This is a genomic window from Solimonas marina (assembly GCF_012241385.1).
In the GTDB taxonomy this organism is placed as follows: Bacteria; Pseudomonadota; Gammaproteobacteria; order Nevskiales; family Nevskiaceae; genus Solimonas; species Solimonas marina.
This window is the reverse complement of sequence record NZ_JAAVXB010000010.1, coordinates 90,413-104,142: the sequence shown is the minus strand read 5'-3', so window position 1 is coordinate 104,142 and position 13,730 is coordinate 90,413. Positions and strand designations below refer to the sequence as shown.

Annotated in this window: 12 protein-coding genes; 11 read left to right on the top strand and 1 reads right to left on the bottom strand. The window is 62.2% G+C overall.

Annotated features, from left to right (window positions below):
• Window positions 1-99: 99 nt before the first annotated feature.
• Entirely contained in the window at window positions 100-771 is a 672-nt protein-coding gene (lipB, locus tag G7Y82_RS16315; RefSeq protein WP_168149201.1) for a lipoyl(octanoyl) transferase LipB, read from the bottom strand.
• Window positions 772-975: 204 nt separating this feature from the next.
• On the opposite strand from lipB, the gene G7Y82_RS16310 reads away from it, so the two are divergent.
• The 11 genes from G7Y82_RS16310 (at window position 976) to G7Y82_RS16260 (ending at window position 13,631) form a co-directional block, all read left to right on the top strand.
• Window positions 976-1,542 carry an RNA polymerase sigma factor gene (locus G7Y82_RS16310; RefSeq protein ID WP_168149200.1) on the top strand — a complete coding sequence of 189 codons (567 nt, stop codon included), beginning with the start codon at window positions 976-978 and terminating at the stop codon, window positions 1,540-1,542.
• Between the two features lie 108 nt (window positions 1,543-1,650).
• Window positions 1,651-2,691, top strand: coding sequence for a FecR family protein (locus tag G7Y82_RS16305; protein ID WP_168149199.1), 1,041 nt, complete (start codon window positions 1,651-1,653; stop codon window positions 2,689-2,691).
• A gap of 338 nt (window positions 2,692-3,029) precedes the next feature.
• Window positions 3,030-5,771 carry a TonB-dependent receptor plug domain-containing protein gene (locus G7Y82_RS16300; RefSeq protein ID WP_366515688.1) on the top strand — a complete coding sequence of 914 codons (2,742 nt, stop codon included), beginning with the start codon at window positions 3,030-3,032 and terminating at the stop codon, window positions 5,769-5,771.
• A gap of 144 nt (window positions 5,772-5,915) precedes the next feature.
• Window positions 5,916-7,514, top strand: a complete 1,599-nt coding sequence (locus G7Y82_RS16295) for a flavin monoamine oxidase family protein (protein ID WP_168149198.1) — start codon at window positions 5,916-5,918, stop codon at window positions 7,512-7,514.
• Window positions 7,515-7,531: 17 nt separating this feature from the next.
• A complete protein-coding gene (locus G7Y82_RS16290; RefSeq protein WP_168149197.1) occupies window positions 7,532-7,927 on the top strand; it encodes a c-type cytochrome in 396 nt (131 codons plus the stop codon).
• A gap of 1 nt (window position 7,928) precedes the next feature.
• Window positions 7,929-8,435 (top strand): RidA family protein, encoded by a 507-nt coding sequence (locus G7Y82_RS16285; RefSeq protein ID WP_240954361.1) that lies wholly within the window; start codon window positions 7,929-7,931, stop codon window positions 8,433-8,435.
• Window positions 8,436-8,562: 127 nt separating this feature from the next.
• Window positions 8,563-10,161, top strand: coding sequence for a flavin monoamine oxidase family protein (locus tag G7Y82_RS16280; protein ID WP_240954360.1), 1,599 nt, complete (start codon window positions 8,563-8,565; stop codon window positions 10,159-10,161).
• A 199-nt stretch (window positions 10,162-10,360) separates the two neighbouring features.
• Entirely contained in the window at window positions 10,361-11,962 is a 1,602-nt protein-coding gene (locus G7Y82_RS16275) for a flavin monoamine oxidase family protein (protein WP_168149196.1), read from the top strand.
• A 17-nt stretch (window positions 11,963-11,979) separates the two neighbouring features.
• Window positions 11,980-12,414, top strand: coding sequence for a c-type cytochrome (locus G7Y82_RS16270; protein ID WP_168149195.1), 435 nt, complete (start codon window positions 11,980-11,982; stop codon window positions 12,412-12,414).
• A 7-nt stretch (window positions 12,415-12,421) separates the two neighbouring features.
• Complete coding sequence (locus tag G7Y82_RS16265; RefSeq protein ID WP_436286681.1) at window positions 12,422-12,946, top strand: RidA family protein; 525 nt, start codon at window positions 12,422-12,424, stop codon at window positions 12,944-12,946.
• A gap of 130 nt (window positions 12,947-13,076) precedes the next feature.
• Window positions 13,077-13,631, top strand: a complete 555-nt coding sequence (locus tag G7Y82_RS16260) for a RidA family protein (RefSeq protein ID WP_168149280.1) — start codon at window positions 13,077-13,079, stop codon at window positions 13,629-13,631.
• The last annotated feature ends 99 nt before the right edge of the window (window positions 13,632-13,730 follow it).

The following is a 13,730-nucleotide window of genomic DNA, read 5'->3' as shown; positions in this document are numbered from 1 at the left end:
ATTGTACCCGACCCAGACTGAACGGCCGGCTGATTATTAAGGCTGTTTTGCCGCATCTGCGTAACAGCCGGTAAGCGACCGCTACGCGCCAGTCCGACGTCAGGCGACGTAGCCCAGTTCTCGCAGCAGGTGTATCAGCAGGGCTTCACCGGCTTCGACGACGCTGATCGGCCCGGCCAGATCCGCCATCTGCGTCATCTTCAGTCCCTGATAGCCGCAGGGATTGATGCGCGAGAACGGCTCCAAGTCCATCGCCACGTTCAAGGACAGCCCATGATAGGTGCAGCCGCGCCGTACGCGCAGGCCCAGGGATCCAATTTTCATGCGCTTGCCGCCGGCGTCATCGACATACACGCCCGGTGCCTCCGGATCGGCATAAGCGTGAATGCCACGCTCGCCGAGCAGCGCCACCATGCTGTGTTCGATACGCGAGACCAGCGAGCGAATGCCATACCCGCGGCGATGCAGATCGACGAGGAAATAGACCACGAGCTGGCCTGGGCCGTGGTAGGTGACCTGGCCGCCGCGATCCGATTGCACGATCGGGATACTGCCGGCCGCGAGCACGTGTTCAGCCTTGCCGGTCTGCCCTTGCGTGAACACTGGCGGATGTTCGAGCAGCCAGATTTCGTCCGGCGTGCCCTGCTTGCGTGCATCGGTGAACGCACGCATGCGTTCGAAGGTCGTGGCGTAGTCGATGAGCCCCAGACGCCGGACGAGCGGGGTGTCTGGAGCGAGCTTTTCGGTTTCGGCCGGTGCCAGGTCGGTCATTTTTACCGACCCCGGGGCAAGGCAAAAAAGTACCCCTCACGCTCTACAACGCGCGGGGCGGAAGAAACGGAAATTCGACGTAGAGCTGACGCAAAACGGTCTGGATTTTGCGAGGCAGCCCCGACCGACATCGACGTCGAAGGGGTAGTCATGCAGGCCTTAGCAAACATCGTTAGTAGGAATGAAGCTGAGGACGGTGAAGGAATGCAGCGGCTGCCGCGCCTCGGTGAGACGGCCGCTCCCGACGAGTCGCCGCTGGACCCCACGGCGCGCGCGGAGATGGTGCGCCGGCTGTTCCAGGAACACAACCGTGCGTTGGTCGGCTTTCTCGTTGCCCGCCTGCAGTCCGAAGCCGAGGCCCATGATGTGGCCCAGGAGGCTTACGTGCGCCTGCTCCAACTCGAAAAGGCTTCGGCCGTCAGCTTCCTTCGTGCGCATCTGTTCGCGATCGCCGGCAACCTGGCCATTGACCGCATTCGCAAGCGCCAGGTTCGCGAGCGCAACTCTCCGCAGGAATTCTTCGAGGAGCTGCTGACCCGGCCTGGCCCGGATCACACGGCCATGGCGCAGGAAGAGCTGACGCTGGTGAAGGATGCTTTGCGCGAGCTTCCGGAAAAGTGCCGTCGCGCGTTCATGCTTCATATCTTCGCAGGGCATAGCGTGCAGCAAATCGCCACCCAGATGCAGCTCACCGATCGCATGATCCGCCACTATGTGGCGCGGGCCATGGCGGTTTGCCGCCAGCGCTTGGATGAAGCCAACGCTGCTTGACGTCATTCCGTCGAGGTCGGGCGCCAGAATGCCTGTCGCGCAGGTGTGACAAAGTTCACGTGCGGGGAGCGCGTCATTCTGGGACAATTGCCGCCCGAGGAGCGGCTGATGAACCCCAAACAACAATCGACGGCGCGTCTGGAACAGGCCAGCCTGTGGTGGCTGCGTCTGCGTGAAGACGACGTTCGTCCAGAAGAAATCAGCGAGTGGCTTGCCTGGTGCCAGCAGGACTCGGCCAACCTGGAGGCTTTCGAGAAGATCGAAGGTCTGGGTGTCCGTCTCGGCGCGCTGGACGAGGATCAGCGCAATCAGGTCAGCCGTGAGGTGCTTGAGCCACTGCCGAGCGTGCCCGTAGCGCCGGCCACGGCGCGCACCGTTGCGCGCGGGCGTCGCCGCTGGCCGCTCTGGACTGCCGCGGCGGCAGTCGTGGTGCTGGCCGTGTCGTTCGTCGTGCTCGCGCCGCGCATGGCGCCGCCGTCGGCTGTCGAGCCGGTGATGAGCTATGAGACGGTCAAGGCGCAAACGCGCGACGTCACCTTGAGCGATGGTTCGCAGGTTGCGATCGGCGCCGATACCCGCGTCGACGTCCAGTACTCGTCGGATCGGCGCCGCCTGTCGCTTGGTGACGGCGAAGCCTATTTTCAGGTTGCGCACAATCCGCAGCGGCCGTTCGTGGTCCAGGTCGGCGAGCTGCGCGTCACCGCGGTGGGCACGGCTTTCAATATTCGCAAGACCGGTGGTCGGGTCGAGGTCGTCGTGACCAAGGGCATCGTCGATGTCGCGGGTGCCGGCGTCGCCGATGGCTCGACGCAGGCGGGCGACGGCGGGATTCGTGTTCCGGCTGGGCGTCTCGTGGTGTCGGAGGATCAGCGCCTGACCGTGACACCCGCGGACAGCGAGGCGGCGATCGCATGGCGCCACGGCAGCCAGCGTTTCGTCGATGAAAACCTCGGCGTGGTCGTCGCCAATCTGAACCGTTATTCTCACGATGAAGTCGTTATCGACGATCCGCGGATCAAGTCGCTGCGCTACACGGGAACGGTGCTGGAAGGTCACGAGCATGAGTGGCTGGCGGCGATCGAGAAGGTGTTCCCGGTTGTGGTCCAACATCAAGATGGTCGCGTCGTGCTCAAGCACCGCGACGCGTAATCACAAGCCGCTCGATATCTATCAACAAAATTAGGTGTGCCTGACGGCCGCTGCGCGTTACGCGCAGCGGCCGTTTTGCATTGGCGGCTGGGGTGGCGTGTGCGCCATCAGCGCGCCGAGCAACAGCCAGCTGACTGTTCGTTCATAGTGCGACGCGCGCCGAAACAAATCATTTCAGACTAAAAGTGTTCCGAGATGGTGCGAGAAAACAGCGCTAAATACCAATAACTGCGCTCATCTAGATTGCATTTCCGTTTCTGCCAATCCGTACGTTCCATGAACAAGCGACACCGCTATCGGTGCCGCGACTTCAACAAACTGGACTTAGGGAGTCTGGCGTGACGAAAGAAACCGGTGTTCGAGTCGTACTCGACTCATTGAAGCTTCGCCAGCCGATGCAGGCATTCGCCTGCTCGTCGTTGGTACTCTCGGCGGCACTCGCCGCCAATACGGCTTACGCGGATGATGCAAAGACAAGCCCGGCGCCGACCGAGGTCGCGCAGGCCGATGTTGCCGACGCATCCGATATGGGCATGGCGGAAGTCATCGTCACCGGTACGCGCAAGGTCGGCATGCAGGCGTCGGACAGCCCGGCGCCGGTGCAGGTCGTCGGCGCCGAGACGCTGAAGCAGTCGGGCGCGGCCGACGTGTCGAACATGATCTCGATGCAGGTGCCGTCGTTCAACGTCAACCAGCGCGGCGGCGACATGGCCAGCCAGACGCTGACGGCGAATCTGCGCAACCTGTCGGCGAACCATGTGCTTGTGCTCGTCAACGGCAAGCGTCGTCATATCACCTCGAACGTCGGTGCCAGCAGCGGCGAAGAAGCGGCCGATCTCGCCTTCATTCCGCAGGACGCGATCGACCATGTCGAAGTCCTGACCGATGGCGCCGCCGCGCAGTACGGCTCCGACGCCATCGCCGGCGTCATCAACATCATCCTGAAGAAGGACAAGTCCGGCGGCTCGGCTGGCGTCAGTTATGCCGGCTACAAGGATGGCGGCGGCGGCACTGATACCTGGACGGCGAGCGCTGCGTTCGGCAACGACAAGAGCTACTTCGATCTGTCGGCCGAAGTGCAGAATCAGGCGACGGTTACGCGTGCGCAGCCCTACGGTCCGGCGGTCTGCGTCAGCAATCCGACCGAGTGCCAGGCCTACATCGATACCGGTGGTCCGAACTCCTCGGCGCTCGCGAACTATCTGGCCAACGACTCGGCCATGAAGTACTACCCGGGCGGCACGTCGCTGAACCATGTTGGCGATCCGCCGGAAGTTCATCGGCAGATGGCGTTCTTCAACGCGGGCTACGATCTCGACGGTCTGCAGTTCTACAGCTTCGGCAACTACGGCAAGAAGACTGCGCAGTCGATCGAAACCTACCGCCGCCCGTCGCAGGACGGAGGCTATACCGACCCGACGACCGGCGAAGTGACGCACAAGTATGCGTACGGCTTCAATCCGTACGAAGCATCGGACGAAGTCGACATGTCACTGGCCGGTGGCGTGAAGGGCGATTTGGCGGGTTGGTCCTGGGATGCCGCAGCGGTTTACGGCAAGGACTACATGGACGTTTACACACTGAACTCCATGAACTTCACGTTGTGGCAGGAAACGGGTGCTTCGCCGTCGAGTTTCTTCGACGGTCGTTACAAGGCATCGCAGACTACCGGTACGCTGGACGTCTCGAAGAATTTCAGCGTCGGCATGGCGGAGCCGCTGACGCTGGCCATGGGTGGTGAGTGGCGCCGTGATACGTACGGCATCGAGCCGGGCGAAGCGGCTTCGTACTATGGTTCGGGCGCATCGTCGTTCCCGGGCTACAACCCGGCCGTCAATACCGGTGACTATCAGCGTCATAGCTACGCTGGTTATGTCGACGTCATTCTGCAGCCGATCGAGCCCTGGCAGATCGACATCGCGGGGCGCTACGAGCACTACAGCGACTTCGGTAGCAAGACCGTCGGCAAGCTGACCACGCGTTACGATTTCTCGCCGGCCTTCGCGATTCGCGGTACGGCCAGCACCGGCTTCCGCGCACCGACGCTGGGCGAGGAATACTACTCGGCGGTCAACGTGGGTCCGACGAGCGCGAACCCGCAGCTGCAGCCGAACAGTTCTGGCGCCGCATCACTGGGCTTCGGCGGCGGCCTGAAGCCGGAGCTGTCGACCAACTTCAGCCTCGGTCTGGTGCTTCACCCGATCGAGCGCATGACATCGACCCTCGATTTCTACCAGATCAAGATCAAGGATCGCGTTGAAATCGGCTCGTTTGCCTACTCGACCGGTTGCGTTGATGATCCGACGTCGCCGTGCCCGGCCGACACCAACGGTGACGGCGTCAACGACTCGGATTACAACCAAGCGCTTGGGTTGGCGCTGGTCCAAATGGGCTACCTCGGCGGCATCGATCCGGCGACTGAGGGCGGTTCGCTCGACTCGACGGCACGTGCCAACATCAGTGTCTCGTTATTCAACAATGCGCTGACCACCCGCACACGTGGCGTCGACTTCGTGACGACCTACTCGACGCTGCCGAGCTGGGGTGTGATCGACTGGACAGCCGCGGCGAACTACAACAAGAACAAGGTGCTGCACGCTGACTCGGCTCCGGCCGCACTGGGTGGCGCGGTCATGTTCAGCGACGTCACGCAGAAGAATCTCGAAACGGATTCGCCGAAGTATCGTTTCAACCTCGGCATGCTGACGACGATTGGCAAATTCTCGGTCAATCTGAAGGAACGCATCTACGGGCCGCAGTCGACGCTGCAGTCGGTCAGCAGCTTCCCCGACTCGGTCGTGTCGCAGCTGAAGACCTATGAAGGCGGCAACTACTACAAGCGCAAGATTGGCGTGCTGGCTTTGACGGATATTGAATTCTCGTACAAGCCGATCACCAATCTGAGTGTCAGCCTCGGTGCCGACAACGTGTTCAATCAGTATCCGGACAAGCTGCCGAAGCCGATCTGGGACTACTACGTGAACTCGTATTCGACCAACACCAGCCGTGCGTACATCAACAACAGCCCGATCGGTTACTTCGGTGCTCGTTACTACGGCAAGCTGACCTATACGTTCTGATGTTATGAGCAGTACGGGACGGCGGCCTGCGGGTCGCCGTCCTGCTTTTGTGATGTACCCGCATGCGCCATCGCGAATTCCGTGGCGCATGCGGATGCATCTTCCGGGAGGCGCGCACGCGCCTTGTGAGTATCGGGAGCATTCATGAGCTCAAAGCAGATTCCGACCCTGAGCCGGCGCGAGCTGTTGGCGATGATCGGTACGGTGGCCGGCAGTGCGGTTTCGTATCGTGCGATGGCGAGCATGGGGTTGATCGAGGAATCGACCTACAACGGGCCGGTCAAACTCGAAGGCAGCCCGAAGGGCGCGTCGGTGCTGATTCTCGGCTCCGGCATCGCTGGCATGGTGTCGGCGATGGAGCTGCGCAACGCCGGTTACAAGGTCAAGGTGCTGGAGTACAACAACCGCGCCGGTGGCCGTAATTGGTCGATCCGCGGCGGTGACGTCTACACCGAGCTGGGCGGCTTTACGCAGAAGTGTGAATTCGACAAGGGCCTGTACATCAACCCGGGCCCGTGGCGTTTGCCGTACAACCATCACGGCATCCTCGATTATTGTCGCCGCCTCGGCGTCGCGCTCGAGCCGTTCGTGCAGCTCAACTACAACGCCTATGTGCACAACACCCAGGCGTTCGACGGCAAGCCGCAGCGCTATCGCGAGATTGCGGCGGACTGGTCGGGGCAGGTTGCCGAGCTGTTCTCGAAGGTGACGAAGCAGAAAAAGCTCGACGAACTGATGAGCGCGCATGATCAGGAGGCGCTGCTCGAATCGCTGCGTTCCTGGGGCGCACTGGATCGCAATCTGAAATACGTGCCGGGCCGCGAGTCGAGTAATCGCCGTGGTTATGAGAAACCGCCTGGTGGTGGTCTCGATGCAGCGCCGATCTACTCCAAGGATTTCATCGATCTGCCGGATATTCTGCATTCCGGCCTGTGGAGTGCGATCGGTACCGCCGAGGCGTTCTATCACCAGACGTCGATCTTTCAGCCGGTAGGGGGCATGGGCAGGATCGGCGAAGCCTTCGGTCGTGAGTTGGCTGACGTGATCCAGTACAACAGCAAGGTCGTCAAGATTCATCAGGACAACGACAAGGTCGCGGTGACCTATGTCGACCCGAAGACCGGCGGCAATCCGCGCACCGTCACGGCTGACTATTGCCTGTGCACGATTCCGCTGTCGGTGCTGAGCCAGATCGAGCTGAACGTCAGCCCGCAGATGCAGGCGGCGATCAATGCGGTGCCGTATTCGGCGTCGGTCAAAGTGGGCCTGCAGTTCAAACGTCGCTTCTGGGAGCAGGACGAACACATCTACGGCGGTATCACCTATACCGACATGCCGATCGGCAACATCGGCTATCCGAATACCGATTACTTCAAATCGGGCAAGGGCGTGGTGCTCGGCGCCTACGTTCACGGACGCAATGCCTTCGAGTGGACGGCGATGTCGCCTGCCGAACGTGTCCGCACGGCTGTCGAGCTCGGCTCGAAGATTCACCCGCAGTACAAGGACGAGTTCGAAAACGGGGTTGCGGTCGGCTGGCACCGTGTGCCGTGGACGCTGGGCTGTGCCGGCTCGTGGAGTGAAGAGGCGCGCGCGCAGCATTACGAGAACCTGTGCCAGATCGACAACCGCTTCCTGGTGGCCGGTGAGCACGCCTCTTATATCCCGGCGTGGCAGGAAGGTGCGGTGACGTCGGCGATCGACGCCATCACGCGGCTGCATCACAAGGTCGTCAACAGCTGAAGCGACAAGGAACTCGCATGAACAAAATGAAAATGCAGGGTGTCGTCGCGGCTGTCTTGTTGTCGACCAGTGCTGTGGCGATGGCGGCCGAACCGGACGCCGCGGAAGGCAAGAAGGTCTACACGACGATTTGCCAGGGCTGCCACATGCCGGACGCAAAGGGGGCCGTCGGAGCGGGTCGTTATCCGGCGCTGGCCAATAACCCGAAGCTGGCCGCCAAGCAGTATCCGATGATGATGATCGTCAACGGTTCACGCGCGATGCCGAGCTTTGCACGCATGCTGGCGCCGGACGAAATCGCAGCGGCGGTGAACTACGTGCGCACCCACTTCGGCAATCACTATCCGGATGTTCTCACCACCGCTGAGGTGAAGGCGGTGCTCCCCCAAAAGAGCGACTACGAAAGGCACTGAGATGATGAAGAAATGGTGGGCTCCGACGCTGGTCGGCGCGATGGCACTGTCGGCGGTGGCATACGCGGCGGATCAGGGCGGCATCAAGATCTATCGCGGCGAGCGCAAGGGTGGCGTGATCGCCAAGGCGGTCGAAGTGCCCGGCGACAAGACGCTGATTTTTCTGTCCGGCAAAACCGGGCCGATCATCAACAAGGACGTGCCCAAGGACACGGTCGCCGCGCGCGGCGATATGGAGACGCAGACGCGCGGTGCGTTGACGGCGATCCAGGAGCAGCTCAAGAGCCTGGGTCTCGACATGAAGGACGTCGTCAAGGCGACGGTCTTCATGGTCGGGGACCCGGACAAGGGCGGTGAGCTCGACAAGGCCGGCATGAACAAGGCGTTCGGCGAATTCTTCGGCACCGATGCACAGCCGAATGTGCCGGCGCGCTCGGCGTTCCAGGTTGCGGGTCTGGCCGGTAAGGGGGCGCTGGTCGAAATCGAAGTCATCGCAGCGCGGCCGTAAAGCCGGCGACGGATGCACCGGACGTCAGGAGCAGGGGCGCCGATGGCGCCCCTTCTTCGTTGGGCATGATGTGTCTGCGTGTTGGCGCATCCCTTGCGGCGTGATGTCTGAATATTGAGGAAGTCCGATGAGCGATAAAGCATCTACCGGAATCAGCCGCCGCGAGCTGCTGATGATGATTGGCGCGATGGCAGGCAGCGCGACTTCGTATAACGCGATGGCGAGCATGGGCTTGGTCGAGGAATCGCGGTTCAACGGCCCGCCCAAGCTCGACGGTGACCCGAAGGGGGCGTCGGTGCTGATTCTCGGTGCCGGTATTGCCGGCATGGTGGCGGCGATGGAGCTGCGCAACGCCGGCTACAAGGTCAAGGTGCTGGAATACAACAGCCGCGCTGGTGGCCGTAACTGGTCGATTCGCGGTGGCGATGTCTACACCGAACTCGGCGGCGCCACGCAGCACTGCGAGTTCGACAAGGGCCTGTATATCAACCCGGGTCCGTGGCGTCTGCCGTACAACCATCACGGCATCCTCGATTACGCGCGTCGCCTGGGCGTGCGCGTCGAACCGTTCCAGCAACTCAATTTCAACGCCTACGTGCACAGCACGCAGGCATTCGGTGGCAAGCCGCAGCGTTATCGCGAGATCCAGACCGATTATCTCGGGCATGTGTCCGAGTTGCTGTCGAAGGTGACGCAGCAGGGCAAGCTCAATGAGATGGTGAGCAAGGAGGACGAGGCGTCCTTGCTGGACTCGTTGCGTCGCATCGGTGCGCTGGATCGTCGTTACCGCTATGTTCCGGGCCGCGAATCGAGCAATCGTCGCGGTTTTCAGAAGCCGCCGGGCGGCGGCCTCGATGCGCGCCCGATCTACTCCAAGGATCTGACCGGGCTGTCCGAGATTCTGAAATCTGGATTGTGGCGCTCGATCGGCGCGGGCTGGAGCACCGAGTTCCAGAGCACGATCTTCGAACCGGTCGGCGGCATGGGCAAGATTGGCGAAGCCTTCGGTCGCGAGCTGGCGGACCTGATCGAGTACGAGCGCAAGGTCGTCAAGGTTCATCAAAACAGAAAAGGCGTCGAGGTGACTTACGTCGACCCCAAGACCGATGGTAATCCGCGGACGGTGACGGCCGATTACTGCCTGTGCACGATCCCGCTGTCGGTGCTCAGCCAGATCGACCTCAACATCAACCCGAAGATGCAGGCGGCGATCAATGCTGTGCCGTACGCGGCGGCGATCAAGATCGGTTTGCAGTTCAAGCGCCGCTTCTGGGAGCAGGACGAACACATCTATGGCGGCATTTCGTATACCGATTTGCCGATCGGCTCGATCGGTTACCCGAACACCGATTACTTCCAGCCGGGCAAGGGCGTGCTGCTCGGTGGTTACATGTTCGGACCCAATGCGATGAAGTTCACGGCGATGCCGCCGGAGGAGCGCGTCAAGAAGGCGGTCGAATACGGCGCGCAGATTCATGCGCAATATCCGCAGGAGTTCGACAACGGCGTCGCCGTCGGCTGGCATCGCGTGCCGTGGACGCTCGGCTGCTTCGGCACCTGGACCGACGAACTGCGCGCGCAGCATTACGACGACCTGTGCCAGATCGATCACCGCTTCCTGGTTGCAGGCGAACACGCTTCGTACATCCCGGGTTGGCAGGAAGGCGCGGTGACGTCGGCGATCGATGCCATCACACGCCTGCATCACAAGGTGATCAACGCCTGATGAAACGACCGGTGAACAGGACTGGGAGAGACCCGCGACAGGCTTTCCGGCGGCGATCATGGATGACCGCAGTGTCACGGGCCATCGGCGTCTCGGGGTCGTATATTTCCAGTCAGCCGGGGTTAAACGTTCAAGTAGCGAACCACCGCGAGCCGAAGTGCCTGCGGGTTCCTTCAAGCCGAATCAACGGGAGTCATTCATGAGTGCATCTAACGCGCCGACCGGAATCAGCCGGCGCAATCTGCTGGCGATGATCGGTACGGTCGCCGGCAGTGCGGTTTCGTATCGCGCGATGGCGAGCATGGGCCTGGTCGAAGAATCGACGTTCAACGGCCCGCCCAAGCTGGAAGGTGACCCGAAGGGCGCGTCGGTGCTGATCCTCGGTGCCGGCATCGCCGGCATGGTGTCGGCGATGGAGCTGCGCAACGCCGGCTACAAGGTCAAGGTACTGGAGTACAACAACCGCGCCGGTGGCCGTAACTGGTCGATCCGCGGTGGTGACGTCTACACCGAGCTGGGCGGTTTCACGCAGAAGTGCGAATTCGACAAGGGCCTGTACATCAACCCGGGCCCGTGGCGTCTGCCGTACAACCATCACGGCATCCTCGACTACGCGCGCCGCCTCGGTGTGCGCGTCGAGCCGTTCGTGCAGATCAACTACAACGCTTTCGTGCACAACACCCAGGCGTTCGGCGGCAAGCCGCAACGTTTCCGCGAAATCCAGACGGACTATCTCGGCCACGTCTCCGAACTGCTCGCCAAGGTGACGCAGCAGGGCAAGCTCGACGAGATGGTCAGCAAGGAAGACGAGCAGGCGCTGCTCGCGTCGCTGCGCAATCTCGGTGCGCTGGACCGCAACTACAAGTACGTGCCGGGTGAGGCGTCGAGCAACCGCCGCGGCTTCCAGAAGCCGCCGGGCGGCGGCCTCGATGCGCGTCCGGTCTATTCGACCGACATCACCGGCTTGTCGGATTTGCTGAAGTCGGGCCTGTGGCGCTCGATCTCGGCGGGCTGGAGCACGGAGATGCAGAGCACGATCTTCGAGCCGGTCGGCGGCATGGGCAAGATCGGTGAGGCTTTCGGCCGCAAACTGGCCGACCTGATCCAGTACAACAGCAAGGTCGTCAAGATTCACCAGGACAACAAGGGCGTCAAGGTCACCTACGTCGACCCCAAGACCGACGGCAATCCGCGCACGGTGACGGCCGACTACTGCCTGTGCACGATCCCGCTGTCGGTGCTCAGCCAGATCGACCTCAACGTCAACCCGAAGATGCAGGCGGCGATCAATGCCGTGCCGTACGCGGCGGCGTTCAAGGTCGGCCTGCAGTTCAAGCGCCGCTTCTGGGAGCAGGACGAGCACATCTACGGCGGCATCACGTACACCGACTTGCCGATCCGTTCGATCGGTTACCCGAACACCGATTACTTCCAGCCCGGCAAGGGCGTGCTGCTGGGCGGCTACACCTTCGGTCCGGACGCGATGAAGTTCACGGCGATGGCGCCGGAAGAGCGCGTCAAGAAGGCGGTCGAATACGGCTCGATGATTCACCCGCAGTACAAGGAAGAGTTCGACAACGGCGTCGCCGTCGGTTGGCACCGCGTGCCGTGGACGCTGGGTTGCGCGGGCTCGTGGACCGAGGAAATGCGCGCGCAGCACTACGACAACCTTTGCCAGATCGACAACCGCTTCCTGGTGGCCGGTGAACACGCCTCGTACATCCCGGCGTGGCAGGAAGGCGCAGTGACGTCGGCCATCGACGCCATCACGCGCCTGCACAAGAAAGTCATCAATTCCTGAAGGGCCGAAGGAGCATCATGAAAAAGACTTACGTGAAAGGGCTCGCGGCCGTGCTGCTGATGGCGGTGGCTGGGCCGGTACTGGCCGACAACGCCGGCCCGTCGATGACCGACAAGCCGACCGAGGCGGCGAGCCAGATGCCGCTGGGCGAGCAGGTCTATACGACGACCTGCCAGGAGTGCCATATGCCGAATGCGATGGGTGCCGAAGGCGCCGGCCGCTATCCGGCGCTGGCCAAGAATCCGAAGCTGGCCGCCAAGCAGTATCCGATGGTGATGGTCGTCAACGGCTCGAAGGCGATGCCGAGCTTCGCGCGTCAGCTCGACGCCGACGAAATCGCCGCTGTCGTGAACTACGTCCGCACGCATTTCGGCAACAACTACAAGGACAAGGTCACGGCTGCCGAAGTGAAGGCGGTACTTCCCAAAACTGGTCCTTACGAGGGGCACTGAAGACATGATCAAAAAATTCCTGACGCCGGCGCTGATCGCGGTTGCGGCACTGTCGGCCAGCGCGGCGCATGCTGCGGACGCCAAGCCGGGCGAGGTCATCCGTTACGCGAACACCGGCCCGAATGCCATTCCGTTCCCGATCGCCAAGGCGGTCGAGGTGCCGGCGGGCAAGTCGGTCGTCTATCTGTCCGGGCAGCTGGCGTCGAAGCTCGAAGGCGCAAAGGCTTCGGACAATTCGCAGGACGCGTACGGCAACACCGAACAGCAGACGCTGAGCACGCTGACCAAGATCCAGGCGACGCTCAAGGAAATGGGCCTGGACATGAAGGATGTCGTCAAGATGACGGTGTTCCTCAAAGGTGATCCGGAGCAGGGTGGCAAGCTCGACTTTGCCGGCATGATGAAGTCGTACACCAAGTTCTTCGGCACCAAGGAACAGCCAAATGTGCCGGCGCGCTCGGCGGTGCAGGTGGCGGCGCTCGCCGCCCCGCAGTTCCTGATCGAGATCGAAGTCATCGCGGTTCGTCCGTGAGCTTGGGGCCGGTGCCTGCATCGCGGCGGGCACCGGCCATCGATCAGCAGCACGCAGTTCTTTTGGGGATGGCGGCGGCTCACGATCGCCCGCTATCGACAGTGTTTTTGAAGGGAGAGATATCGTGAAGATGAACAGGGTCCGGACCGCGGCATCGACTGCCATCCTGGGGCTGACGCTGGTGTTGTCGGCGTGCTCGGGTGGCCACAAGGCCCCGGCCGCGGGCGACAAGGCTGCTGCGCCCGAGGCGGCAGCATCCAAGGACGTCATCCGCTACACGGCCGGCAAGTTCCCGATCGCCAAGGCTGTCGAAGTGCCGGCGGGCAAGACCATCGTCTATCTGTCCGGCGCGCTGGCGCCGATCGCCGACGAGTCCAAGCCCAAGGATTCGCAGGACGCTTACGGCGACACCGAGACGCAGACCTATGGTGCGCTGAAGACCATCCAGGCTTCGCTCAAGGACATGGGCCTGACGATGGGCGACGTGATCAAGATGACGGTGTTCATGAAGGCTGATCCGGAGAAGGGTAACGAGCTCGACTTCGCCGGCATGATGAAGGCCTATACCCAGTTCTTCGGCACGCCGGAGCAGCCGAACCTGCCGGCGCGGTCGGCCGTTCAGGTCGCCGCCCTGGCGCGCCCCGCGGCCCTGGTCGAGATCGAGGTCATTGCCGTTCGGCCGTAAGCCGCCCCCAGCTTCCCAAGTCCCCGGCTTACCGGTGGTTATTCACGCGCCTGAAAAGGCGCGTTTTTTTTGATGAATCCGCGTTCAGGCTGGCCTGCG

Bases quoted from the DNA above. Each gene is read 5' to 3' on its own strand.
- lipB (WP_168149201.1), bottom strand. From the start codon at position 771: ATGACCGACCTGGCACCGGCCGAAACCGAAAAGCTCGCTCCAGACACC.
- G7Y82_RS16310 (WP_168149200.1), top strand. From the start codon at position 976: ATGCAGCGGCTGCCGCGCCTCGGTGAGACGGCCGCTCCCGACGAGTCG.
- G7Y82_RS16305 (WP_168149199.1), top strand. From the start codon at position 1,651: ATGAACCCCAAACAACAATCGACGGCGCGTCTGGAACAGGCCAGCCTG.
- G7Y82_RS16295 (WP_168149198.1), top strand. From the start codon at position 5,916: ATGAGCTCAAAGCAGATTCCGACCCTGAGCCGGCGCGAGCTGTTGGCG.
- G7Y82_RS16290 (WP_168149197.1), top strand. From the start codon at position 7,532: ATGAACAAAATGAAAATGCAGGGTGTCGTCGCGGCTGTCTTGTTGTCG.
- G7Y82_RS16285 (WP_240954361.1), top strand. From the start codon at position 7,929: ATGATGAAGAAATGGTGGGCTCCGACGCTGGTCGGCGCGATGGCACTG.
- G7Y82_RS16280 (WP_240954360.1), top strand. From the start codon at position 8,563: ATGAGCGATAAAGCATCTACCGGAATCAGCCGCCGCGAGCTGCTGATG.
- G7Y82_RS16275 (WP_168149196.1), top strand. From the start codon at position 10,361: ATGAGTGCATCTAACGCGCCGACCGGAATCAGCCGGCGCAATCTGCTG.
- G7Y82_RS16270 (WP_168149195.1), top strand. From the start codon at position 11,980: ATGAAAAAGACTTACGTGAAAGGGCTCGCGGCCGTGCTGCTGATGGCG.
- G7Y82_RS16260 (WP_168149280.1), top strand. From the start codon at position 13,077: ATGAACAGGGTCCGGACCGCGGCATCGACTGCCATCCTGGGGCTGACG.